Consider the following 21,920-nt stretch of genomic DNA (forward strand, 5'->3'; position numbering starts at 1 on the left):
CCGCAGCCGCGGGTGGGCCAAGGGCTAATGCCAATCGATCAAACGCCGGTGATCCATTGTAAGAGCGAGCTTGCTCGCGATGGTCGTTAACGATAACGCGTACTAATCGGATGAACGCGGCGCGCTCAGGTCCATCGCGAGCAAGCTCGCTCCTACAGTTTTGATCGGTATCTCCCAAAAGGAGTCCGCGTTTATAGGTGTATGGATTTTGCCGTACCCCAGGCATATAGTTGCACCGCACAACTATATCGAGAGCCACGCCATGTCATCGCCGTCGCCGCTGGTGGATCAGATCCGTAACGAATCGCGCAAACTGGTGCGCGAGCTGGGTTTCATGGGCAGTACTCTGGCCGGTTCCGATCTGCCGCCCTCGGCGGTGCATGCGCTGATCGAACTCGACCTGCACGCCCCGCTCACCGCCGCCCAGTTGGGCAAGACCCTGAATTTGGAGAAGTCCTCGGTCAGCCGCCTGCTGGGCAAGCTCATCGAGCGCGGCGATATCCAGGAAAGCCCCAGCCCCACCGATGCCCGGGAAAAGCACCTGGGCCTGACCGCCAGCGGGCGCAAACAGGTCGCCGCGCTCCATGCCTTTGGCAGCGCCCAGGTGCAACAGGCGCTGCGCCTGCTGGCGCCCCGCGAGCAAAGCCAGGTGGTCGCCGGACTGCGCAGTTATGGCCAGGCGCTGCAGGCCTGCCGCCTGGGCCATGCGCAGATCGCCGCGGCCACCCCGAGCGTGCTCCGTGGCTATCGGCCGGGCATGATCGGCCGCATCACCGAGCTGCATGCGCACTACTACTCACGCCTGGTGGGTTTCGGGCAGTTCTTTGAACAGCGCGTCGCGGCGGGTCTGGCGGAGTTCAGCGAGCGCCTGGACAAGCCCGATAACGGCGTCTGGCTGGCGGTGCTGGACGAGCAGATCGTCGGCTCGATCGCCATCGACCTCGGCGACGCCGCGGATCGCCCTCAGGCCGACAGAGTCGCCCATCTGCGCTGGTTTATCCTCGACGAGGCGGCCCGTGGCACCGGCACCGGTCGCCTGCTGCTCAAGGCGGCGCTGGAGCATTGCGACCGGGTGCGGGCAACCTCCTGCTATCTGTGGACCTTCAGCGGCCTGGACGCCGCCCGGCACCTGTACGAAGCCTTCGGCTTCCAGCTGGTGGAGGAACAGCCGGCGGCGCAATGGGGCAAGACCGTGCTGGAACAGAAGTTCGCGCGCCGCCATCCCGGCCTGGCCTGAAACGCCTCAGCGATTGGCCGGCGGCGCGATATTCCACAGCCGCGGCCAGTCTTCGGAGGACAAGCCATTGCAGGTCGGCATCTGCCGGTAATCGCTGAGCTGGAAGCTTTCGCCGTCGAACAGCCAGCGCCCGGTTTCACCGCAGTCGCCAATGCCGCGCGCCAGATAGAAGGTGGTCAGCACCCCGGTCTTGGGGTCGTAGTGGGCGCCGCCCGAGCCGTCCGCGTTGCTCATGGGCATGGCTTGCCGGCGCAATTCCTCGAGCTGCGGCGGGTTGCCGCGCGACCAGCTGTTGATCAGGTAGTCGCAGTTGTAGGCCGCGCAGTCGCTCAGCACCACCGTCAACGCCCGCTGCGCGGTCAGCGGATAGACCTCGACCTGGGGCTCGGCCACAAAGTCTTCATCGTCGTTGGGCGTGCCTGGCGCGGCGAATTTCACCGCGGCCGCCGAGATCCGCGTGCGCTGCGCCTCCGTCAGTTCCGGTGCCCCCGGATAAGCCCGCAGCTGCGCCGGCAGCGGTCGCGCCGGCACCTCGCTGGCCGGACGCTGGCCTGGCCGCCACAGCGCCGTCACGCCATCGACCCGGCCCTGTACCGAGTCCATCAGCAGCAGCGCTGCCGACAACCCGGACAATGGCACCCGGGCTTCGTCGTTCCCCTCCAGCTTCAGTTCCTCGGCATTGCGCAGGCGTTCCAGCCATTGGCGGGCCCGGGCCGGGTCGGCGATTTCATAGCGGGTGACCTGGATCTGCGCGCCCTTCTTCTCCGGCAACAGCACCAGGGCGTCCAGCAGCTGTGGCTCCAGCGGCTGGCCGTCGAGGCGCAAGGCCGTCAGCTCGGCGGGTTCGCCGCGCTGGTCCAGGCGTATTTCCAGCGGGCCGTCGGGGCCGGCGCGACGCTGGATGTGCAGGGTCAGGCTGCTGTACTGCACACCGTGCTCGCCGTTGGGCGCGCTCAAGGCGTGGCAGCTGCGCAGGTTATCGCAGCCGGTGATCCATTCCTTGGTCTGGCGCAGCAACGGCACCTTTTCCGCGGCGTTCTGCGCCAGCGCCTGGGCGGCGCTGGCGGTCAGCAAAAGAACCATCAGGGTGCACTGCAACATGGGACTTTCCTTGTCGGGTAAAAGCGCCGATTGTCCCACGCAGCGCGCTGGCGCTCCCAGCTTTTTTGCCCTCAGGACGAGGGTTTCGCCGCACCCTGGCGCGCCCGGTATTCCCCCGGCGTCATCTTCGCGTAGCGCTGGAAGAACCGGCTGAAATACGCCGGGTCCTTGAACCCCAGCTGGTAGCAGATTTCGTTCACCGAACTGGCGGTGAACAGCAGCAGGCGCTTGGACTCCTGCATCAGGCGCTCGTACACCAGGCGTTTCGACGGCAGGTCGGCGATGCGCCGGCAGACGTCGTTGAGACGCGCCTCGGTGACGCCGATCTGCCCGGCATACCGCGACAGCGGCCAATGCTCCAGGTAGCGGGCTTCGATCAGTTCGTTGAAGCGATGGAAGATGTGCAGGTCTTCATGCCGCGCCGGGCGGGCCTTGAGGGAATTGGCCGAAAGCCTGAGCAGGCTGATCAGGATCAACCGGGTCAGGGCTTCCAGCGCCGGCGCATGCCCGGCGCCCTGCCCGGCGACTTCCTCCTGCAACTCATCGAACAGCAGCGCCAGGCGCCGCGCCTCGCCGGCGAACCCCGGGTCCAGGCGCGCCAGGGCCACGCAGGCCGGCGCCACCTGGGGGCCGCTGGCGAGACGGCTGTCGGCTTCGATCAGCTCCCACACCAGCTGCTGGCGCACGGTCAGTACGTGGCCTTCGCTGTCGGCCTCGGTGACGAAGGAATGGGCAATGGTCGGCGGCGTGAGGAAAAACATCGGCCCCGATTCCAGGTATTGCTGGTCGTCGAGGTAGACCCGCACCGCGCCGCTTTTCACGTAGTGCACCTGGAAAAACCGGTCGTGGCGGTGCACCGGCATGTTGCGGCCGAAGAACCCGGCCAGGTTGCTCAGCTTGTCGTAATGCACCTGCGAGTCGGCGTAGCGCTGGTCGTAGACCTGGCCGATGTTGATGTTGGGGATCGGCTGGCGATCGCTCATGGTGGCGTGTCTCTTGTTTTCGCCCGCGGCGTTTTTATTTTTTACCCGCGACAAACGCCCACATCCTGCGTGATTCGCGGCCTGTTCACCAGCACGGGGCGGACAGTTGGTGGTCGGCTCCTGGCCGGCGCTTGACGATCGTTAACATATTAAATATAACGTTAACACATTAACGAAATCACCTCGTCTTCCGCGATGCTCAGGAGAAAACCACAATGAGCCGTGCACTGCATGAAGTCGCCACCGGCACCCTGTTCGGCGTCGCGCTGAACTACCAGGGCCTGTTGCGCAGCCACCTGGAATCCTTCACCCAGCCGCCCTACCAGAAGCCACCGGTCAAGCCGGTGCTGTTCATCAAAACCCCCAACACGCGCAATGTCCACGGCGGCGCCGTGATCTATCCGCAAGGCGTCGAGCGCCTGCAACCGGGCCCGGCGCTGGGCGTGGTGATCGGCAAGAGCACCAGCCGGGTCAGCGTGGAAAACGCCCTGCAGCATGTGGCCGGCTACACCATCGTCAACGAGTTCAGCCTGCCGGAAGACAGCTACTACCGCCCCGCCGTCAAGGCCAAGTGCCGTGACGGTTTCTGCGCCTTCGGCCCGGAACTGGTGCCAGCGGCCCAGGTGCGCGATCCCCATGATCTGGAACTGAAGCTGTGGGTCAACGGTGAACTGCGGCAACGCAACAGCACCGCCAACCTGGTGCGCGGTATTCCCCAACTGATCGCCGAAATCAGCGAGTTCATGACCCTGCACGAGGGCGATGTGCTGATCACCGGCACCCCCGAAGGCCGCGTCGACGTCAAGCCCGGCGACCGCATCGAAGTGGAGATCAGCGGCCTGGGCCGTCTCGCCAATCACGTTGTCGCTGAAGAAATAGCCGCCGAAGTAGCCGCTGAATAAGGAGCCGTCATGAAACACGCCCGCATCCGTTATCAAGGCCAGGTCCACAACGTCGTGGTCAACGCGCCCAACAGCGTGAAACTGGCCGATGGCCGTGTGCTCGCCGAGGATCAGGTCGAGTGGCTGCCCCCGGCCACCGGCAGCATGTTCGCCCTGGGCCTGAACTACGCCGACCACGCCGCCGAACTGGCCTTCAAGCCGCCGACCGAGCCGCTGGTGTTCATCAAGTCCCCCGGCACCTACACCGGCCACAACCAGGTCACCTGGCGCCCGGACAACGTCGCCTACATGCACTACGAGTGCGAACTGGTGGCGGTGATCGGCAAGACCGCGCGCAACGTCAAGCGCGAGGACGCCCTGGATTACCTGGCCGGCTACACGGTGTGCAACGACTACGCGATCCGCGACTACCTGGAAAACTACTACCGGCCCAACCTGCGGGTGAAGAACCGCGACGCCACCACCCCGGTCGGGCCGTGGATAGTCGACGTCGCCGACGTGCCCGAGCCGAACCGGCTGAAGCTGCGCACCTGGGTCAACGGTGAGTTGCGCCAGGAAGGCAGCACCTGCGACATGATCTTCGACATCCCCTACCTGATCGAATACCTGTCCAGCTTCATGACCCTGCAACCCGGCGACATGATCGCCACCGGCACCCCGGAAGGCCTGTCCGATGTGGTGCCCGGCGACGAAGTGGTGGTGGAAGTCGAAGGCGTCGGCCGGCTGGTCAACCGCATCGTCAGCGAGGCGGAGTTCTTCAGGATCAAGGCGCAACACGACACGCAACGAGCGGCCAAGGAGCACGCATAAATGATCAAACATTGGATCAACGGCCGCGAGGTCGAAAGCCAAGACACTTTCGTCAACTACAACCCGGCCACCGGCGAGGCCATCGGTGAAGTGGCCAGCGGCGGTGCCGGGGAAATCGCCCAGGCGGTCGCGGCGGCCAAGGAAGCCTTTCCGAAATGGGCCAATACCCCGGCCAAGGAACGCGCGCGGCTGATGCGCAAGCTGGGCGAGCTGATCGACCGGAACGTGCCGCACCTGGCGGAGCTGGAAACCCTCGACACCGGCCTGCCGATCCACCAGACCAAAAACGTGCTGATCCCCCGCGCCTCGCACAACTTCGACTTCTTCGCCGAGGTCTGCACCCGCATGGATGGCCACAGCTATCCGGTGGACGACCAGATGCTCAACTACACCCTGTACCAGCCGGTCGGCGTCTGCGCGCTGGTGTCGCCGTGGAACGTGCCGTTCATGACCGCCACCTGGAAGACCGCGCCGTGCCTGGCGCTGGGCAACACGGCGGTGCTGAAGATGTCCGAGCTGTCGCCGCTGACCGCCAACGAACTGGGGCGCCTGGCGGTCGAAGCCGGCATTCCCAATGGTGTGCTGAACATCGTCCAGGGCTACGGCGCCACCGCCGGCGATGCCCTGGTGCGCCACCCGGACGTGCGCGCCATTTCCTTCACTGGCGGCACCGCCACCGGCAAGAAGATCATGCAGACCGCGGGGCTGAAAAAGTACTCCATGGAACTGGGCGGCAAGTCGCCGGTGCTGATCTTCGAAGACGCCGACCTGGAGCGCGCCCTGGATGCGGCGCTGTTCACCATCTTCTCGCTCAACGGCGAACGCTGCACCGCCGGCAGCCGGATCTTCGTCCAGGAAAGCGTGTACCCGCAGTTCGTCGCCGAGTTCGCCGCCCGCGCCAAGCGCCTGATCGTCGGTGACCCGCAGGACCCGAAGACCCAGGTCGGCTCGATGATTACCCAGGCCCACTACGACAAGGTCACCGGCTATATCCGTATCGGTATCGAAGAAGGCGCCACCCTCCTCGCCGGTGGCCTGGAGCGCCCGGCCAACCTGCCGGCGCACCTGAGCCGTGGCCAGTTCATCCAGCCGACGGTGTTCGCCGACGTCAATAACAAGATGCGCATCGCCCAGGAAGAGATCTTCGGCCCGGTGGTCTGCCTGATCCCGTTCAAGGACGAGGCCGAGGCCCTGCAACTGGCCAACGACACCGAGTACGGCCTGGCCTCTTATATCTGGACCCAGGACATCGGCAAGGCCCATCGCCTGGCCCGTGGCATCGAGGCCGGCATGGTGTTCATCAACAGCCAGAACGTGCGCGACCTGCGCCAGCCGTTCGGTGGGGTCAAGGGCTCCGGCACCGGCCGCGAAGGCGGCGAGTACAGCTTCGAGGTGTTTGCCGAGATCAAGAACATCTGTATCTCCATGGGTAGCCACCACATCCCGCGCTGGGGCGTGTAAGGTTTTGCAATCCTGTAGCCGCTGCCGAAGGCTGCGCTCGTCTCGGAACGAGACGCCGCTCTTTGAAGTCCCTGCGGGACTTATCGCAGCCTGCGGCAGCGGCTACGGGCCGAACAATAAGATGTTTCAGGAGAAGCACCATGGGCGAAGTCGTCATGGCCGCCAAGGTCTGCCACGTTCCATCGATGTACCTGTCCGAACTGCCGGGCAAGCACCACGGTTGTCGCGAAGCGGCGATCGCCGGGCACAAGGAAATTGCCCGTCGCGCCCGTGAGCTGGGGGCCGACACCGCCGTGGTGTTCGACGTGCACTGGCTGGTCAACAGCGGTTACCACATCAACTGCGGCGAGCACTTCAAGGGCACCTACACCAGCAACGAACTGCCGCACTTCATCAAGAACATGGACTACGACTACCACGGCTGCCCGGAACTGGGCGAGCTGATTGCCGCCCAAGCCAATGCCGCCGATGTGCGCACCCTCGCCCACAACATCCCCAGCCTGGAGCTGGAGTACGGCACCCTGGTGCCGATGCGCTACATGCACATGGACGTACCGCCGGAGCAGCATTTCCAGGTGATTTCCATCGCCGCCTGGTGTGCCTGGCACAAGCTCGAAGACAGCTTCACCTTCGGCGCCGCGGTGCGCCGTGCCATCGAGAAGAGCGACCGCAAGGTCCTGGTGCTGGCCTCCGGCTCCCTGTCGCACCGTTTCTCCGACGACCGCGAGGCCGAAGCCAACATCCACAACTGGACCCGCGAGTTCGACAAACAGATGGACCTGCGAGTGGTCGAGCTGTGGCAACAGGGGCGCTTCCGCGAGTTCTGCTCGATGCTCCCGGACTACGCCGAGCACTGCTTCGGCGAAGGCCGGATGCACGACACCGCCATGCTCCTGGGCCTGCTCGGCGGCCCCGAATACAACCAGCCGGCGGAAATCGTCACCGCGCCTTTCGGCAGCTCCGGCACCGGCCAGATCAACGCCATTTTCCCGCTCTAGACGCCGCGCCAGCCTCGCCAACCCAGCCCTGGATTTCCAGGGCTGGCCGCCGAAGGCTCGCCCGCAAGGAGGATCACATGCCGCATTTCATCGCTGAATACACCGACAACATCGAGCAACCCGCCGACCTGCCAGGGCTGTTCGAGAAGGTCCACAACTACCTCGGGGCCAGCGGCGTGTTTCCGCTGGGTGGCATCCGCAGCCGCGGCGTGCGCCTGGACACCTGGCGCATGGCCGACGGCAAGCACGACTACGCCTTCGTCCATATGCGCCTGCAAGTCGGCGCCGGGCGCGACCTGGCGACAAGACGCAAGGTCGCCGAGGACCTGTTCGAGATCATCAAGGCGCACTTCGCCGAGCTCCAGGCCCAGCGCCTGCTGGCGCTGTCGTTCGAAATGAGCGAGCTGGATGCCGAGCTGAACTTCAAGCACAACAACGTGCATGAGTTTCTCAAGCGGCAAGCGTGACCTGTAGCCGCTGCCGCAGGCTGCGATAAGGCCGAAGGCCTTCAGCGATCTTGAAGTCGCTGCGGCCGTCCCGGCCGATCGCAGCCTTCGGCAGCGGCTACAGAGTCCGTGCCCTATCGACAAGAACAATAAAAGAGACCCGCCCATGTCCAGCTCGACCCTTGCCCTGCCCAGCGCGGTGGAGACCAACGACACCTATCGCCGGATCACCTGGCGGCTGATGCCCCTGCTGTTCACCTGCTACATCTTCGCCCACCTGGACCGCATCAACATCGGCTTCGCCAAGTTGCAGATGACCCAGGACCTGGGCTTCAGCGACAGCGTCTACGGCTTCGGCGCCGGCCTGTTCTTCATCGCCTATGCGCTGTTCGGCGTGCCCAGCAACCTGGCATTGGACCGGGTCGGGCCGCGCCGCTGGATCGCCACCCTGATGGTGGTCTGGGGCCTGCTGTCCAGCGCCATGCTGCTGGTGGACAACGCCGCCGGCTTCTACCTGTTGCGCTTTCTGCTGGGGGTGGCCGAGGCCGGGTTTTTCCCCGGCATCCTAGTGCTGCTCAACCGCTGGTTCCCGGCCAGCCGCCGCGGCCAGGTGACCGCGCTGTTCGCCATTGCCGTGCCCATGGCCGGGGTGATCGGCGGACCGCTGTCGGGCTGGATTCTCGAAAGCTTTCACGACCTGGGCGGGATGCGCGGCTGGCAGTGGATGTTCCTGATCGAAGGCCTGCCGGTGGTCCTGCTCGGCCTGGTGGTGCTCAAGGCGCTGCCGGAAAGCATCGACAGCGTCGGCTGGCTGAGTGCCCCACAAAAGCAGCAACTGCACGCGGCCCTGAGTGAGGAGGAACAGCACAAGCCGATCACCCGCTTCGCCGGCATCCTCCAGGACAGACATATCTGGCTGCTGGTATGCATCTATTTCGCGGTGATGCTGGCGGTCAACACCATCGCCTTCTGGATGCCGACCCTGATCCACCACGCCGGCATCGCCCGCGACAGCCGCGTCGGCATGCTCAGCGCCCTGCCGTACCTGGCCGGCTGCCTGTTCATGATCGGTGTCGGCCGTTCCTCCGACCGCCTGCGCGAACGGCGCTGGCACCTCGGCGTGCCACTGCTGATGTCCAGCCTCGGCCTGATCGTCGCAGGCGTCGCCCCGGACAACGCCTGGCTGGTGATGACCGGGCTGCTGGTGGCCGGCATGGGCGCCAGCGCCGCGCTGCCGATGTTCTGGCAACTGCCGCCGGCCTTTCTCGCCAGCAACACCCAGGCCGCGGGGATCGCCCTGATCAGTTCCTTCGGCAGCATCGCCGCCTTTCTCGCGCCCTACCTGATCGGCGTGGTCCGCGACGCCACCCAGAGCGCCAGCCTCGCCCTGTATGCCCTGGCCCTGCTGATCGCCTTCGGCGCCTGGCTGGTATTGCGGGTGCCAGCCCTTATCGTCAATCCCCAGGAGAAATAACCATGCTCAGCCTTTCGGACATCCAGCAGGCAGCCGCCCGCCTCGACGCCGCCGAACGCAATCGGGAACAGATCGCCCAGCTGTCGCTGGAGTTTCCCGGCATCACTATCGAGGACGCCTACGCCATCCAGCGCAGTTGGGTGGAACACAAGATCCGCGCCGGGCGCAAGCTGGTTGGGCACAAGATCGGCCTGACCTCGCGGGCCATGCAGGTGTCGTCGAACATCACAGAACCGGACTTCGGCGCCCTGCTGGACGACATGCTGTTCGAGGAAGGCAGCGACATTACGTTCCAGCGCTTTATCGTGCCGCGGGTCGAGGTAGAACTGGCGTTCATCCTCGGCAAGCCGCTCAAGGGCCCGGACTGCACGCTGTTCGATGTGCTCGACGCCACCGAATGGGTGATCCCGGCCCTGGAGATCATCGACGCGCGCATCCAGCAGGTCGACCCGCAGACCCAGGTCACGCGCAAGGTGTTCGACACCATCTCCGACAACGCCGCCAACGCTGGCGTGGTCATGGGCGGCCGCGCGGTGCGCCCCAACGATATCGACCTGCGCAAGGTGCCGGCGGTGCTCTATCGCAACGGCGTGATCGAGGAGTCCGGGGTGTCCGCCGCGGTGCTCAACCATCCGGCCAAGGGCGTGGCCTGGCTGGCCAACAAACTGGCGGCCTACGACGTCGGCCTGGAGGCCGGGCAGATCATCCTCGGCGGTTCCTTCACCCGCCCGGTGGCCGCCCGACCCGGCGATACCTTCCACGTCGACTACGATCAGCTCGGCAGCATCGCCTGCCGTTTTGTCTGAGGAGAACGCTCATGCAACTGCCGATCAATCATTTCAAGCAACGCCTGCGCCAGGACGCGCCGCAGATCGGCCTGTGGCTGGGCCTGGCCAATGCCTATTGCGCGGAGCTGGCGGCCAACGCCGGTTTCGACTGGCTGCTGCTGGACGGCGAACACGCGCCCAACGACCTCAACAGCCTGCTCGGCCAGTTGCAGGCCATCGCGCCCTACCCGGTGCAAGGCATCATTCGCCCGCCGGTGGGCGACACCGCGCTGATCAAGCAACTGCTGGACATCGGCGCCCAGACCTTGCTGATCCCCATGGTCGAAAGCGTCGAGCAGGCCCGGCAGCTGGTACGCGCCATGCGTTATCCGCCCGCGGGCATCCGTGGTGTCGGCAGCGCCCTGGCCCGGGCGTCGCGCTGGAACAGCATCCCCGGTTACCTGGACCAGGCCGATGAGCAGATGTGCCTGCTGCTGCAGATCGAGAACCTAGAAGGCCTGGCCAACCTGGATGCCATCGCTGCCCTTGATGGAGTCGATGGCCTGTTTATCGGCCCGGCCGACCTCTCGGCGTCCATGGGCCATCGCGGCAACCCGGGGCATCCCGAGGTGGTCGCGGCGATCGAGGACGCCATCGCGCGCATCCGCAAAGCCGACAAGGCGGCCGGCATCCTCAGCGCCGACCGCACATTGGCGCAGCGCTATATCGAGCTGGGGGCGAACTTCGTCGCCGTGGGGGTAGATACCACTGTGCTGATGAAGGGCTTGCAGGGGTTGCTGGGGCAGTACAAGGAGGTGGCGGCGCCTACCTCGGGTGGCGGGGTCTACTAACCCCTGTAGCCGCTGCCGAGCCCGCGAGGCTGCGATCGACTGCGCAGCAGGCGCAAAACCTGAGATTCGCGTTGGGTCTGGATAACCGCGTTGGCCCCGTTGCGGCCGCTACGCGACCGATCGCAGCCTCGCAGGCTCGGCAGCGGCTACGGGGCTACGGGCCTCAGCCCTGGCGCGCCGCCAGGCGCCAGACCCGGGCGATGTCCGCGGCCCTGTCGCGCAACAAGCGCGGCGCCTCGGCACAGGCCTGCTCCAGGGTCATGGGGCCGCTGGCCAGGGCAAAGGCCGCATCCACCCCGTGCTCATACATCTGCTCGTAGCCCTCGCCCAGGGTCCCGGCGATCACGATCACCGGCACCTGGTGTTGCTTGGCGATGCGCGCCACGCCAAAGGGGGTCTTGCCGCGCAGGGTCTGGGCGTCGAAGCGACCTTCGCCGGTAATCACCAGGTCCGCGCCCTGCACGGCTTCGGCCAGCCCCACCAGCTCGGCCACCACTTCCACCCCTGGACGAAACCGCGCGCCGAGGAACGCCTTGGCGGCGAACCCCAGGCCACCGGCGGCGCCGCTGCCCGGCTCGTCGCGCACGTCCTTGCCCAGCACCCGCGCGGCCTGGTCGGCGAACTGGCCGAGGGCGCGGTCCAGTTGTTCGACCTGCTGCGGCGACGCGCCCTTCTGCGGGCCGAAAATCGCCGAGGCGCCGTGAGGACCACAGAGCGGGTTGTCGACGTCGGCGGCGATCTCGAAACGCACCTCGGCCAGGCGCGGATCGAGGTGGCTCAGGTCGACCCGCGCGACCCGCGCCAGGGCCAGGCCGCCCAGGGGCAAGGCCTGGCCATCGCGATCCAGCAGGCGCACGCCCAGCGCCTGCAAGGCACCGCTGCCGGCGTCGTTGGTGGCGCTGCCGCCAATGGCCAGGATCACCCGCCGCGCGCCGGCATCCAGGGCCGCGCGGATCAGCTCGCCGGTGCCGAGGGTGCTGCTGGTGCAGGCATCGCGCTGGCCCGGCGGCACCAGTTGCAGGCCACTGGCCTCGGCCATTTCGATGATCGCGGTGTGGCTCTGCGGCAGCCAGCCCCAGCGCGCCTCCACCGGCGCGCCCAGCGGTCCCTGGACCCGGGTGGTGCGCAACTGGCCCTCGCAGGCATCGAGGATCGACTCCACGGTGCCTTCGCCGCCGTCCGCCATCGGGCACTGGATCAGCTGCGCGTCCGGCCACACCCGCGCCAGGCCGTCGGCGATGGCGCTGGCCACGCCAGAGGCACTCAGGCTGTCCTTGAAGGAGTCGGGGGCGATGATGATTTTCATGGGCTATCTCCGGTTCTTATGGCGCCCATGCTGCCAGTTGGCCGCGACCTTGACCCCGGTCCGCTGCACAAGTGCGGGGCGGCTTTATTGTTCATTTTCACAATAGCTGCATCGCACGCGTCTGTAGCCGCTGTCGAGCCCTGGCGAGGCTGCGCACGACCGCGCAGCGGTCGCAGAACCGCGCCACACCGATAGACAGACATACCGCGTCGCCGGGTTTACGGGGCGCTGCCCCGATCGCAGCCTACGGCAGCGGCTACAGGGCCTGGCATTACAACGGGGATGGCTCGGTCTGCGGCAACAGTTGCACCCCCAGGTACAGCGCCAGCATGCCGTCGAGCTTGAGCGGGTCGACGCCGCTGAGTTCGGCGATGCGTTCCATGCGGTAGCGCAGGCTGTTGCGGTGGATGCCCAGTGCGTCGGCACAGGCCTGGCTCTGGCCGTCGTGGTCGCACCAACTGCGCAGGGTCGCCAGCAGCTGGCCATTGGCATCCTTGGCGATAACCTTGCGCAAGGGGTTGAGCAACTCGTCCAGGGCATCGTCATTGCGGTGGCGCCAGAGCATCACCGGCAGGCGGAAACGATTGAGGGTCAGCAAGCGCGACTGGGGCAGCACGTCGCGGCCATAGGCGAGCAGGTCGCCGACCCGCCGGTAGCAACGGCGCAGCCCCGCCAGCCCGTCGGCCTGGCCGCCCACGGCGATACGCAGGATGTTCCAGCCCAGGCTGTCGAGTTTCTCCAGCAGCCGTGGGTTGTCGACGCTCAGGGTCGCCGGCCGGCACCACAGCAACGAGGACTTGGCCGAGCTGACGCACCAGCTGTCCGGGTAACGGGACATCAGCCAGGCACTCAGGGCCTCGACGGTCTGCGCCCCGCCCTCCTGGGATGGGCCCAGTTCGAACAGATAGGGCGTGCGCGGCAGCTGCGGCTTGAGGCCCATCTGCTGCGCCTCATCCACCAGCCGCGGCGAATCCCCGCTGTCGCTGAGCAGCAGCGCCAGCAAGTCGTCGCAACGCTGGCGGCGCCATTGCTGTTCGGCCTGCTGGTGGCGCTGGCCCACCAGCATCTCGGCGGTCATGCGCACCAGCTCGGCATAGGTGCGCAGCAGTTCCGGCTCGCCGGTGATGCCCAGCACGCCGATCAGCCGCTGGTCGTGCAGCAGCGGCAGGTTGATCCCCGGCTGCACGCCCTTGAGGTGCTTGGCGGTCTGCGCGTCGATCTCCACCACCCGGCCGTTGGCCAGCACCAGTTGTGCGCCTTCATGGCGAGTGTTGATGCGCTCGGGCTCGCCGCTGCCAAGGATCAGGCCCTGGCTGTCCATGACGTTGACGTTGTAGGGCAGGATGGCCATCGTCCGGTCGACAATGTCCTGCGCCAGGTCGTGATCGAGTTCGAACATAGCGGCGTGTTCCTAGGAAAGCGGGCTCGGGGCGATGACAAAGGCTTGTTCACCGGCACAGGGGATGCCGGCAAAGCCTGTGCGCCGGCACAAAGACAGCGGCCCATGGGGTGACCGAGACTCTCGGGGCGATCAACGTTAACCTCGCATCGCAAAAAATCATAATAAAGAGAGACACACCATGTCACAGAGCGCCGCTGCCACCCTGGCCACCGATGACGATAAAAACGCCGTCTACAAGCGCATCACCCTGCGCCTGATCCCCTTCATCTTCATCTGCTACCTGTTCAACTACCTGGACCGGGTAAACGTCGGCTTTGCCAAGCTGCAGATGCTCGATGCCCTGAAATTCAGCGAAACCGTCTACGGCCTGGGTGCCGGGATCTTCTTCATCGGCTACGTGCTGTGCGGCGTGCCGAGCAACCTGGCGCTGAACAAGTTCGGCCCGCGGCGCTGGATCGCGCTGATGATGATCGCCTGGGGCACGTTGTCGACCTGCCTGCTGTTCGTCACCACCCCGACCCAGTTCTACAGCCTGCGCCTGCTCACCGGCGCCGCCGAAGCCGGCTTCTTCCCCGGCGTGGTGCTGTACCTCTCGCAGTGGTTCCCGAGCTTTCGCCGCGGGCGCATCATGGCCCTGTTCATGTCGGCGATCCCGGTGTCCGGCCTGCTCGGCAGCCCGTTCTCCGGCTGGATCCTCAACCACTTCGCCGCGGGCCAGGGCGGCATGGCCGGCTGGCAGTGGATGTTCCTGCTGCAGGGCATCCCCACGGTGATCCTCGGCGCCCTGGCGTACTTCCTGCTCAATGACAACTTCGCCCACGCCAAGTGGCTGAGCCCGCAGGAACGCGCGCTGCTGGAAGCCGACCAGGCCGAAGACGCCGCGAGCAAGCCACGCACCAGCGGCGACTCCCTGGCGGCGGTGTTCAAGAACCCGGCCATCTGGGCGTTCGGCCTGATCTACTTCTGCATCCAGAGTGGCGTGTACGCCATCAACTTCTGGCTGCCGTCGATCATCAAGAACCTCGGCTTCAGTGACAACCTGGTGATCGGCTGGCTCAGCGCCATTCCCTATCTGCTGGCGGCGCTGTTCATGCTGATGGTCGGTCGCTCGGCCGACCTGCGCCAGGAACGCCGCTGGCATTTGGTGGTACCGATGCTGATGGGCGCCATCGGCCTGCTGATCGCGGTCAACTTCGCCGCCAACCCGACCCTCGCCATCCTCGGCCTGACCCTCGCCACCATGGGCGCCCTCACCGGCCTGCCGATGTTCTGGCCGGTGCCGACCGCGCTACTCAGCGCCGGCGCCGCCGCGGGGGGCCTGGCGCTGATCAACTCCATGGGCCAGATGGCCGGCTTCCTCAGCCCCTACATCGTCGGCTGGGTCAAGGACAGCACCGGCTCCACCGATGCCGCGCTGTACCTGCTGGCCGGTGTCATCGTCGCGGGTAGCCTGCTGGCGCTGCGCATGACCCGCACGCTGAAACGCTGAGCCATACCTCCGAGCCTGCCTCCGAGCCCGCCCTCTGGCGGGCCCGGCTTCCCGGGACAAACCGCGGGTTTGTCACCGCCTCGCTACAAAAAGCAACAGCCCACCCGAGCACACCCGTGGTATATCGGACAGACATCCGGCCGCGGCAGTTTTCCATTGGCTGGATCGATTGATGACTCCCTCGCAGACCTTACCGAAGGAAGACCCACACGATCATGACCGCGCCCATCTCCCTCGCCCGCCTCAGCGATATCCAAGCCCTCGAACAACAGCAGCCCCTGGCCCGGCGCAATCTTCCCGCCAGCACCTATGAACTGTTGCAACGCTCGGCCAGCCGTTTCGGCGAGCGCACCGCCCTGACCTTCCTGCCCCAGGGCAGCATCCAGGACCAGCCCTGGAACATCGGCTACGCCGAGTTGTTCGCCCAGGTCACCCGTACCGCCAACGCCCTGCACCGGCTGGGCATCCGCCCGGGCAAGGCGGTGTCGTTCCTGTTGCCCAACCTGCCGCAGACCCATTACGTGATCTGGGGCGGCGAGGCCGCCGGGATTGTCAACGCCATCAACCCGCTGCTGGAGCCTGCGCACATCGCCGAACTGGTCCGCGCCTCGCGCACCACGGTGCTGGTGACCCTGGCGCCCTTCCCCGGCACCGACCTCTGGCAAAAGGTCGCCAACCTGCGCGAACGCCTGCCGGAGCTGGAGGCCATAGTCACCATCGACCTGGCCAACCTGCTGCCCGAGCCGCAACGCAGCGCGATCAAGAGTCAGCGCCCGGCGATGCCGGAAGGCGTGCTGGACTTCGACAGCCTGCTGGCCGCCTGCCCCGCCGACCACCTGGAAAGCGGCCGGGTGATCCAGCCGGACGACATTGCCTCGTACTTCCACACCGGCGGCACCACCGGCACGCCGAAACTGGCGCCCCACAGCCACCTCAATGAAGTGGCGATGGCCGAGATCATCGGTCTGCACGGCGACTACGACCAGCGGGACGTGCTGCTCTGCGGGCTGCCGCTGTTCCATGTCAACGGGGTGATGGTCACCGGCCTGTCCGCCTTCCACCGCGGCGCCCAGGTGCTGCTGGCCGGCCCCCAGGGCTACCGCAACCCGACCCTGATCAAGGATTTCTGGCAGTTGGTGGAGCGTTATCGGGTCAGCTGTTTCAGCGGCGTACCGACCATCTATGCGGCCTTGCTGCAAGTGCCCAATGACGGCATCGATGTCTCCAGCCTGCGTTTTGCCGTGTGTGGCGCCGCGCCCATGCCGGTGGAACTGATCCGTCAGTTCGAAGCGCGTTCGGGGCTGAAGATCATCGAAGGCTACGGCCTCACCGAAGGCACCTGTGCCACCAGTTGCAACCCCCAGGACGGCGAGCGCCGCCCCGGTTCCATCGGCCTGCGCCTGCCGTACTGCGAGGTCAAGATCGCCGTGCTCGACAGCGACGGCCATTACCTGCGCGACGCCGCCACCGACGAACCCGGCAACATCTGCCTGCGCGGGCCGACGGTGTTCAAGGGTTATCTGCAGGCCGACAAGAACCAGGGCCTGTGGCTCGACGGCGGCTGGTTCAACACCGGTGACCTGGGGCGCATCGACCGGGATGGCTACATCTGGCTGACCGGGCGCAGCAAGGACCTGATCATCCGCGGCGGCCACAATATCGACCCGCAGATGATCGAAGAAGCCCTGCATCGCCATCCGGCCGTGGCCATGGCCGCGGCGGTGGGCAAGCCGGATATCAAGGCCGGCGAGCTGCCGGTGGTGTACGTCCAGCTCAAGGCCGGCACCAGCGCCGACCCGGCCGAATTGCTGGAGCACGCCGCGCGGCATATCCATGAACGGGCCGCGCTGCCCAAGGACGTCTGGCTGCTCGAGCAGATCCCCTTGACGGCCGTGGGCAAGACCTTCAAGCCGGCCCTGCGCCTGGACGCCATTCGCCGGGTGTTCGAAGACGAGGTGCGCCAGGTTGCCGAGGGCATCCGCGTCGAAGCCGTCAGCGACGATCGCCACGGGCAACGGGTGGACATCCATGTGCCCGGCCTGGACGCCACCCGCCGCGCGGCCCTGGAGCAGCGCCTGAGCGGTTATGCGGTGCGCTACCAGTTGCATTCGGCCTGAATTGCCGGCGGCCCCGGCCATCGGGGTCGCCGCGCTTCAAGGCATTCACCTGTAGCCGCTGCCGCAGGCTGCGTACGACCGCGCAGCGGGCGCCGCTCTCGAGATCGCAGGAGGTCCTGCGGACCTTGCGCAGCCTTCGGCAGCGGCTACATCGTCAGGTGTCGGGCGCCAGCGTGCAGTACACCGCGATACCCGTAGCCGCTGCCGCAGGCTGCGCACGACCGCGCAGCGGGCGCCGCCCTTAAGGCCGCAGCTACAGTCTCAAGCCGGCGCTCCGCCGTCGGCCTTGTAACGGTAATCGGCGTCCAGCTGCCCGCCCGCCGGTGCATCCAGCTCCAGCACCAGGCCACCCGGTATCCGCACGAAAATCTGCCAGGTGCCGTCCTGCGGTACTTGCGCCACCTGATGTGGCAGGCCGCTGGCCTGGGCCCGCTGCAATAGCTGCGCGGCATCCTCCTCGGTCCTGAAAGCGATATGGCTGAGCGCGGTCTCGGCGAAGGTCGGTTGTTCGATCACATGCACCAGCGCCTGCCCGTCCTGGTACAGCCAGCGTCCGGGAAAGGGAAACGGCGGGCGCCGTCCAGCCTGCAGCCCAAGCAGGGCCTGGAATGCCTGCTGCAAGGCATCGCCCTCGGCGGTGTTGAAGGCCAGATGGTCGAAGTGCCAGGTCATGACACACCTCCGCCACCGATGACGGCGGTGCGATCCGGCAAGAACGTACTGAGCGTTTTCATGGGGTCACCCTGGTGCGATGGAAGTGACTGCATATTCTCAGCTTGATAATCGAGGAAAAATCCCGGTAAAACGCAAGGATCTTTAAAGGATTTTTAGCAATGAGCTCGATTCTCGACCTTGAAGTCTTCGTCCGCACCGCCGATTCCGGCAGCATTTCCGCCGCCGCCCGCAGCCTGGAGTTGACCCCCGCCGCCGCCAGCATCGCCCTCAAGCGCCTGGAAACCCGCCTGGGCATGCGCTTGCTGGCGCGTTCGACCCGCAGCATGCGCCTTACCGAAGAAGGCCGGCGCTACCTGGACAGCGTGCGCGTGGCGCTGGCGGCCCTGGCGGAGGGCGAACAGGCGTTGAAGCAACAGAGCCAGGGCCTCAGCGGCGTGCTGCAACTGGCGGCGCCGTCGGACTTCGGGCGCAACCTGCTGCTGCCCTGGCTGGACGACTTCAAGCGCGAACACCCGCATATCCGCCTGCAACTGTTGCTCAACGACCGGCACAGCGACCTGTTCCGCGAGACCGTCGACGTCGCCCTGCGCTTCGGCGTGCCCAGCGATTCCAGCCTGGTGGCCCTGCCGATCCTGCCGCGGCATCACCGGCTGGCCTGCGCCAGCCCCGACTACCTGGCGCGCCACGGCACCCCGCAGACGCCCGCCGAACTGGGCGAGCACAGTGCCCTGATCTATCTGCGCAACGGTCGCCCCTACAACAGCTGGCATTTCAGCCGCGACGGCGAGGTGCAGGAGGTCCAGGTGCGCGGCGACTACCTCAGCGACGACGGTGAAGTGGCGCGGCGCTGGGCCCTGGCCGGCCATGGCATCGCCTACAAGGCCTGGCTGGATGTGGCCAGCGATATCCGCGCCGGGCGCCTGGTACCCCTGCTCAGCGACTGGCAAGGCGAAAGCGTGCCGCTCAACCTGCTGTGCCCGCACCGTTTGCAGGTCTCGGAACGGGTGAAGGTACTGCAACGCTTTTTGCAGGCCCGCTGCCAGTTGCTGGCGGGATAATTCAGATTGCCCCCTACGCCCGTTCTGGTATTTGATGGGCGTCCCATGACCGGTCGCTGGCCGTTGTCGCGCCGGCCTTACCTCACGCACAAGGATTTCGTACATGAGCTATCGCATCCTCGGCCATTCCGGGCTGCACGTGTCCCCCCTGACCCTCGGCACCATGATGTTCGGCGAACAGACCAGCACCGAGGACTCCCTGCGCATCATCGACAAGGCCTGGGACCAGGGCATCAATTTCATCGACACCGCCGACGTCTACACCAGCGGCCGCTCCGAAGAGATCGTCGGCGAAGCCATCGCCAGCCAGCGTGACCAATGGGTGCTGGCGACCAAGGTCGGCTTCGGCCCCGTCGATGGCGTGCCCAACCGCAGCGGCCTGAGCCGCAAGCACATGTTCAATGGCATCGACGCCAGCCTGACCCGCCTGGGCACCGATTACATCGACATCTACTACCTGCACCGCGAAGACCACAACACGCCGCTGGAAGTCACGGTGTCGGCCATCGGCGACCTGCTGCGCCAGGGCAAGATCCGCTACTGGGGCCTGTCCAACTACCGCGGCTGGCGCATCGCCGAGGTGATCCGCGTCGCCGACCGGCTCGGCGTCGACCGGCCGGTGATCAGCCAACCGCTGTACAACATCGTCAACCGCCAGGCCGAGACCGAACAGATCACCGCGGCCCAGGCCTACGGGCTGGGCGTGGTGCCCTACAGCCCGCTGGCCCGTGGCGTGCTCAGCGGCAAGTACGCGCCGGATGTCGCCCCCGACAGCAACAGCCGCGCCGGGCGCCAGGACAAACGCATCCTGGAAACCGAATGGCGCGTCGAGTCGCTGCGCATTGCCCAGCAGATCCAGCAGTACACCCAGGGCCGTGGGGTCGGCATCGTCGAGTTCGCCATCGCCTGGGTGCTGAACAATGCCGCGGTCAGCTCGGCGATCGTCGGCCCGCGCACCGAGGAACAGTGGGACGCCTACACCAAGGCGCTGGACGTGAAGATCAGCGCCGAGGATGAAGCCTTCATCGATTCGCTGGTCACTCCGGGGCATGCCTCGACCCCGGGCTTCAACGACGTCAGCCACTTCGTCTCCGGACGCACGCCGCGCTGACCTCCCCCACAGCGGTGGCCCCTTCCGCGGGCCACCTGCTGCCGCGCTACCCGTCAGTGGCGGCAAACGGGATATTTTCCCGTAACTTGCGATAAATCCGAGTAAACGTCTCGCGCCAAACCCTCTATATTCCCCGCAGTTTTCCCACCATCCCATTTGCCTGGTTCAGGTCACACGAGGACAGCTTGTCTAAAGGTATTGCTCTATCGGTCTTGGCGTCGGTGCTGTTTGCCGTCATGTATTTCTACACCTCCTTGCTGGCCCCGCTGACCGGGGTGGAGATTTTCGGCTGGCGCATGCTGCTTACCGCCCCATGCATGACGGTATTCATGCTGGTGAGCGGCGAATGGCGGCATGTCGGCGCCATCCTCAAGAGACTGCTGGGCCAACCGCTTCTGCTGCTGGCGCTGCCGCTGTCTGCGGCGCTGCTCGGGGTGCAGCTGTGGCTGTTCATGTGGGCGCCGTTGAATGGCTACAGCCTGGATGTGTCGCTGGGGTATTTTTTGCTGCCGCTGACCATGGTCCTGACCGGGCGCATCGTCTATGGCGAACAGCTGTCGCGGCTGCAGAAGATCGCCGCCGGCCTGGCGACCCTGGGGGTGCTCAACGAGTTGTATCAGGTGGGCAGTTTTTCCTGGGCGACGCTCGTGGTGGCCATCGGTTATCCCGTCTATTTCGTGCTGCGCAAACGCCTGGCCGCCGACAACCTGGGCGGCCTGTGGCTCGATATGGCCCTGCTGTTGCCGATCGCGCTGTGGTTCGTGCAAGGCGGCGAGCAGGGTTTTGCCGTGGTCGATCAACACCCCTGGCTCTACCTGCTGATTCCGTTGCTGGGGTTGATCAGTGCTTCGGCGCTGGTGGCCTATATTATCGCCAGCCGTCTGCTGCCCTTCAGCCTGTTCGGCTTGTTGAGCTATGTCGAACCGGTGTTGCTGCTGGCCGTGGCCCTGCTGCTGGGGGAAAGCATCAAGGCCGGGGAATGGCTGACCTACCTGCCGATCTGGCTGGCGGTGCTGGTGCTGGTGTACGAGGGGTTCAAGCACTTGATGCGTCAGCGCAGAAGCTGACGCTAGACCTGTAGCCGCTGCCGCAGGCTGCGATCGGTCTGGGCGGCACTCCGTGCGAAGCGGCCGCGACAGAAGACGCGGCTCCCCACAGATCGCATCAAGGCCGATGGCGAGTCCTGCGGCCTCGTTCGCAGCCTGCGGCAGCGGCTACCGGTCCGCGTTGGGGGTCAGGGTTTGATCTGCTTCAGTTCGTTGAGCAGGGCCAGCAAGGCCTGCATCTTCTCCTCGCCGAACTGCTGCTGGATGCGCTGGTAGTTGATTTCCATGTCGCCGCTCATGGACTCGAAACAGGCCTCGCCCTTTTCCGTCAGGGTGATGAACAGCCGGCGCTGGTCCTCGGGGGATTTGCGTCGGCTGACGTATTCGTCGCGCTCCAGGCGGGTCAGCACGCCGGTCATGCTCGGCGGCAGGATGCAGGCCATTTTCGCCAGTTGATGACTTTCCAGTTCGCCGTTCTGGCGCAGGATGCGGATCACCCGCCACTGCTGCTCGGTCAGGTCGTGCTGGTTGAGGGATGGGCGAAAAAACGCCATGGCCGCTTCGCGGGCCTGGAGCAGGGTCAATGTCAGGGAAGGTCTTGGGTTGGTCATGTGCGGGTCGTTCACAGGGCTGGATGGCGACGCGGAGCGTCACAAAGGCCGAACATTAACACATTCACAATCGCC

Annotated in this window: 20 protein-coding genes; 14 read left to right on the forward strand and 6 right to left on the reverse strand. The window is 65.9% G+C overall.

Features of this window, described 5'->3' with window-relative positions:
* Positions 1-262: 262 nt before the first annotated feature.
* The gene (locus tag AC07VU_RS25075; protein WP_457276555.1) at positions 263-1,237 is read left to right on the forward strand and encodes a bifunctional helix-turn-helix transcriptional regulator/GNAT family N-acetyltransferase; all 975 of its coding nucleotides are present in this window, start codon (positions 263-265) and stop codon (positions 1,235-1,237) included.
* A 6-nt stretch (positions 1,238-1,243) separates the two neighbouring features.
* Here the strand turns inward: AC07VU_RS25075 and AC07VU_RS25080 are convergent, their stop codons facing one another.
* Both AC07VU_RS25080 and hpaA read right to left on the reverse strand, forming a co-directional pair.
* Positions 1,244-2,338 (reverse strand): DUF1176 domain-containing protein, encoded by a 1,095-nt coding sequence (locus AC07VU_RS25080; RefSeq protein ID WP_457276556.1) that lies wholly within the window; start codon positions 2,336-2,338, stop codon positions 1,244-1,246.
* Between the two features lie 71 nt (positions 2,339-2,409).
* A complete protein-coding gene (gene hpaA / locus AC07VU_RS25085) occupies positions 2,410-3,321 on the reverse strand; it encodes a 4-hydroxyphenylacetate catabolism regulatory protein HpaA (RefSeq protein WP_150051694.1) in 912 nt (303 codons plus the stop codon).
* 215 nt (positions 3,322-3,536) lie between these two features.
* Here hpaA and AC07VU_RS25090 point away from each other — a divergent pair, with 215 nt between their 5' ends.
* The 8 genes from AC07VU_RS25090 to hpaI all read left to right on the forward strand — a co-directional run bounded on the left by AC07VU_RS25090 (position 3,537) and on the right by hpaI (position 11,030).
* The gene (locus tag AC07VU_RS25090) at positions 3,537-4,223 is read left to right on the forward strand and encodes a fumarylacetoacetate hydrolase family protein (RefSeq protein WP_123411431.1); all 687 of its coding nucleotides are present in this window, start codon (positions 3,537-3,539) and stop codon (positions 4,221-4,223) included.
* Positions 4,224-4,232: 9 nt separating this feature from the next.
* Positions 4,233-5,033 (forward strand): fumarylacetoacetate hydrolase family protein, encoded by an 801-nt coding sequence (locus tag AC07VU_RS25095; RefSeq protein WP_274303430.1) that lies wholly within the window; start codon positions 4,233-4,235, stop codon positions 5,031-5,033.
* On the forward strand, positions 5,034-6,494 hold the full coding sequence (hpaE, locus tag AC07VU_RS25100) for a 5-carboxymethyl-2-hydroxymuconate semialdehyde dehydrogenase (protein ID WP_274303432.1): 1,461 nt from the start codon (positions 5,034-5,036) through the stop codon (positions 6,492-6,494).
* A gap of 140 nt (positions 6,495-6,634) precedes the next feature.
* On the forward strand, positions 6,635-7,492 hold the full coding sequence (hpaD, locus tag AC07VU_RS25105; protein WP_277588971.1) for a 3,4-dihydroxyphenylacetate 2,3-dioxygenase: 858 nt from the start codon (positions 6,635-6,637) through the stop codon (positions 7,490-7,492).
* A gap of 77 nt (positions 7,493-7,569) precedes the next feature.
* A complete protein-coding gene (locus AC07VU_RS25110) occupies positions 7,570-7,959 on the forward strand; it encodes a 5-carboxymethyl-2-hydroxymuconate Delta-isomerase (protein WP_495030681.1) in 390 nt (129 codons plus the stop codon).
* Between the two features lie 145 nt (positions 7,960-8,104).
* Positions 8,105-9,412 (forward strand): MFS transporter, encoded by a 1,308-nt coding sequence (locus AC07VU_RS25115; protein ID WP_274303436.1) that lies wholly within the window; start codon positions 8,105-8,107, stop codon positions 9,410-9,412.
* 2 nt (positions 9,413-9,414) lie between these two features.
* Complete coding sequence (gene hpaH / locus AC07VU_RS25120; protein ID WP_495030682.1) at positions 9,415-10,218, forward strand: 2-oxo-hept-4-ene-1,7-dioate hydratase; 804 nt, start codon at positions 9,415-9,417, stop codon at positions 10,216-10,218.
* A gap of 11 nt (positions 10,219-10,229) precedes the next feature.
* Positions 10,230-11,030 (forward strand): 4-hydroxy-2-oxoheptanedioate aldolase, encoded by an 801-nt coding sequence (gene hpaI, locus AC07VU_RS25125; RefSeq protein ID WP_274303439.1) that lies wholly within the window; start codon positions 10,230-10,232, stop codon positions 11,028-11,030.
* A 163-nt stretch (positions 11,031-11,193) separates the two neighbouring features.
* Here the strand turns inward: hpaI and AC07VU_RS25130 are convergent, their stop codons facing one another.
* Positions 11,194-12,336, reverse strand: coding sequence for a glycerate kinase (locus AC07VU_RS25130; RefSeq protein WP_087090579.1), 1,143 nt, complete (start codon positions 12,334-12,336; stop codon positions 11,194-11,196).
* 271 nt (positions 12,337-12,607) lie between these two features.
* Entirely contained in the window at positions 12,608-13,735 is a 1,128-nt protein-coding gene (locus AC07VU_RS25135) for a sugar diacid recognition domain-containing protein (RefSeq protein WP_092420231.1), read from the reverse strand.
* Between the two features lie 181 nt (positions 13,736-13,916).
* Here AC07VU_RS25135 and AC07VU_RS25140 point away from each other — a divergent pair, with 181 nt between their 5' ends.
* Both AC07VU_RS25140 and AC07VU_RS25145 read left to right on the forward strand, forming a co-directional pair.
* Positions 13,917-15,227: an MFS transporter gene (locus AC07VU_RS25140; RefSeq protein WP_277588975.1), complete on the forward strand. Its 1,311-nt coding sequence runs from the start codon at positions 13,917-13,919 to the stop codon at positions 15,225-15,227.
* Positions 15,228-15,442: 215 nt separating this feature from the next.
* Complete coding sequence (locus AC07VU_RS25145) at positions 15,443-17,344, forward strand: acyl-CoA synthetase (RefSeq protein ID WP_457276561.1); 1,902 nt, start codon at positions 15,443-15,445, stop codon at positions 17,342-17,344.
* A gap of 261 nt (positions 17,345-17,605) precedes the next feature.
* Here AC07VU_RS25145 and AC07VU_RS25150 read toward each other — a convergent pair whose 3' ends face one another.
* Positions 17,606-18,016 carry a VOC family protein gene (locus AC07VU_RS25150; protein ID WP_457276562.1) on the reverse strand — a complete coding sequence of 137 codons (411 nt, stop codon included), beginning with the start codon at positions 18,014-18,016 and terminating at the stop codon, positions 17,606-17,608.
* 161 nt (positions 18,017-18,177) lie between these two features.
* On the opposite strand from AC07VU_RS25150, the gene AC07VU_RS25155 reads away from it, so the two are divergent.
* From AC07VU_RS25155 to rarD, 3 genes are all read left to right on the forward strand, one after another.
* Positions 18,178-19,077, forward strand: a complete 900-nt coding sequence (locus AC07VU_RS25155; protein WP_277588977.1) for a LysR family transcriptional regulator — start codon at positions 18,178-18,180, stop codon at positions 19,075-19,077.
* Between the two features lie 103 nt (positions 19,078-19,180).
* Positions 19,181-20,188, forward strand: coding sequence for an aldo/keto reductase (locus tag AC07VU_RS25160; RefSeq protein WP_274303448.1), 1,008 nt, complete (start codon positions 19,181-19,183; stop codon positions 20,186-20,188).
* A 185-nt stretch (positions 20,189-20,373) separates the two neighbouring features.
* Positions 20,374-21,255, forward strand: coding sequence for an EamA family transporter RarD (gene rarD, locus AC07VU_RS25165; RefSeq protein ID WP_009044210.1), 882 nt, complete (start codon positions 20,374-20,376; stop codon positions 21,253-21,255).
* Positions 21,256-21,422: 167 nt separating this feature from the next.
* Here the strand turns inward: rarD and hpaR are convergent, their stop codons facing one another.
* On the reverse strand, positions 21,423-21,845 hold the full coding sequence (gene hpaR, locus AC07VU_RS25170; protein ID WP_007921772.1) for a homoprotocatechuate degradation operon regulator HpaR: 423 nt from the start codon (positions 21,843-21,845) through the stop codon (positions 21,423-21,425).
* Between the last annotated feature and the right edge of the window lie 75 nt (positions 21,846-21,920).

This window comes from Pseudomonas sp. GW821-FHT02B10 (assembly GCF_059421865.1).

Excerpts from the sequence above, each read along its gene's own strand:
- AC07VU_RS25140 (WP_277588975.1), top strand. The coding sequence starts at position 13,917 with ATGTCACAGAGCGCCGCTGCCACCCTGGCCACCGATGACGATAAAAAC.
- AC07VU_RS25075 (WP_457276555.1), top strand. The coding sequence starts at position 263 with ATGTCATCGCCGTCGCCGCTGGTGGATCAGATCCGTAACGAATCGCGC.
- AC07VU_RS25080 (WP_457276556.1), bottom strand. The coding sequence starts at position 2,338 with ATGTTGCAGTGCACCCTGATGGTTCTTTTGCTGACCGCCAGCGCCGCC.
- AC07VU_RS25090 (WP_123411431.1), top strand. The coding sequence starts at position 3,537 with ATGAGCCGTGCACTGCATGAAGTCGCCACCGGCACCCTGTTCGGCGTC.
- hpaE (WP_274303432.1), top strand. The coding sequence starts at position 5,034 with ATGATCAAACATTGGATCAACGGCCGCGAGGTCGAAAGCCAAGACACT.
- AC07VU_RS25115 (WP_274303436.1), top strand. The coding sequence starts at position 8,105 with ATGTCCAGCTCGACCCTTGCCCTGCCCAGCGCGGTGGAGACCAACGAC.
- AC07VU_RS25155 (WP_277588977.1), top strand. The coding sequence starts at position 18,178 with ATGAGCTCGATTCTCGACCTTGAAGTCTTCGTCCGCACCGCCGATTCC.
- AC07VU_RS25130 (WP_087090579.1), bottom strand. The coding sequence starts at position 12,336 with ATGAAAATCATCATCGCCCCCGACTCCTTCAAGGACAGCCTGAGTGCC.
- AC07VU_RS25095 (WP_274303430.1), top strand. The coding sequence starts at position 4,233 with ATGAAACACGCCCGCATCCGTTATCAAGGCCAGGTCCACAACGTCGTG.
- AC07VU_RS25110 (WP_495030681.1), top strand. The coding sequence starts at position 7,570 with ATGCCGCATTTCATCGCTGAATACACCGACAACATCGAGCAACCCGCC.
- hpaD (WP_277588971.1), top strand. The coding sequence starts at position 6,635 with ATGGGCGAAGTCGTCATGGCCGCCAAGGTCTGCCACGTTCCATCGATG.
- AC07VU_RS25145 (WP_457276561.1), top strand. The coding sequence starts at position 15,443 with ATGACCGCGCCCATCTCCCTCGCCCGCCTCAGCGATATCCAAGCCCTC.
- hpaI (WP_274303439.1), top strand. The coding sequence starts at position 10,230 with ATGCAACTGCCGATCAATCATTTCAAGCAACGCCTGCGCCAGGACGCG.
- hpaH (WP_495030682.1), top strand. The coding sequence starts at position 9,415 with ATGCTCAGCCTTTCGGACATCCAGCAGGCAGCCGCCCGCCTCGACGCC.
- hpaR (WP_007921772.1), bottom strand. The coding sequence starts at position 21,845 with ATGACCAACCCAAGACCTTCCCTGACATTGACCCTGCTCCAGGCCCGC.
- hpaA (WP_150051694.1), bottom strand. The coding sequence starts at position 3,321 with ATGAGCGATCGCCAGCCGATCCCCAACATCAACATCGGCCAGGTCTAC.
- AC07VU_RS25160 (WP_274303448.1), top strand. The coding sequence starts at position 19,181 with ATGAGCTATCGCATCCTCGGCCATTCCGGGCTGCACGTGTCCCCCCTG.
- AC07VU_RS25150 (WP_457276562.1), bottom strand. The coding sequence starts at position 18,016 with ATGACCTGGCACTTCGACCATCTGGCCTTCAACACCGCCGAGGGCGAT.
- AC07VU_RS25135 (WP_092420231.1), bottom strand. The coding sequence starts at position 13,735 with ATGTTCGAACTCGATCACGACCTGGCGCAGGACATTGTCGACCGGACG.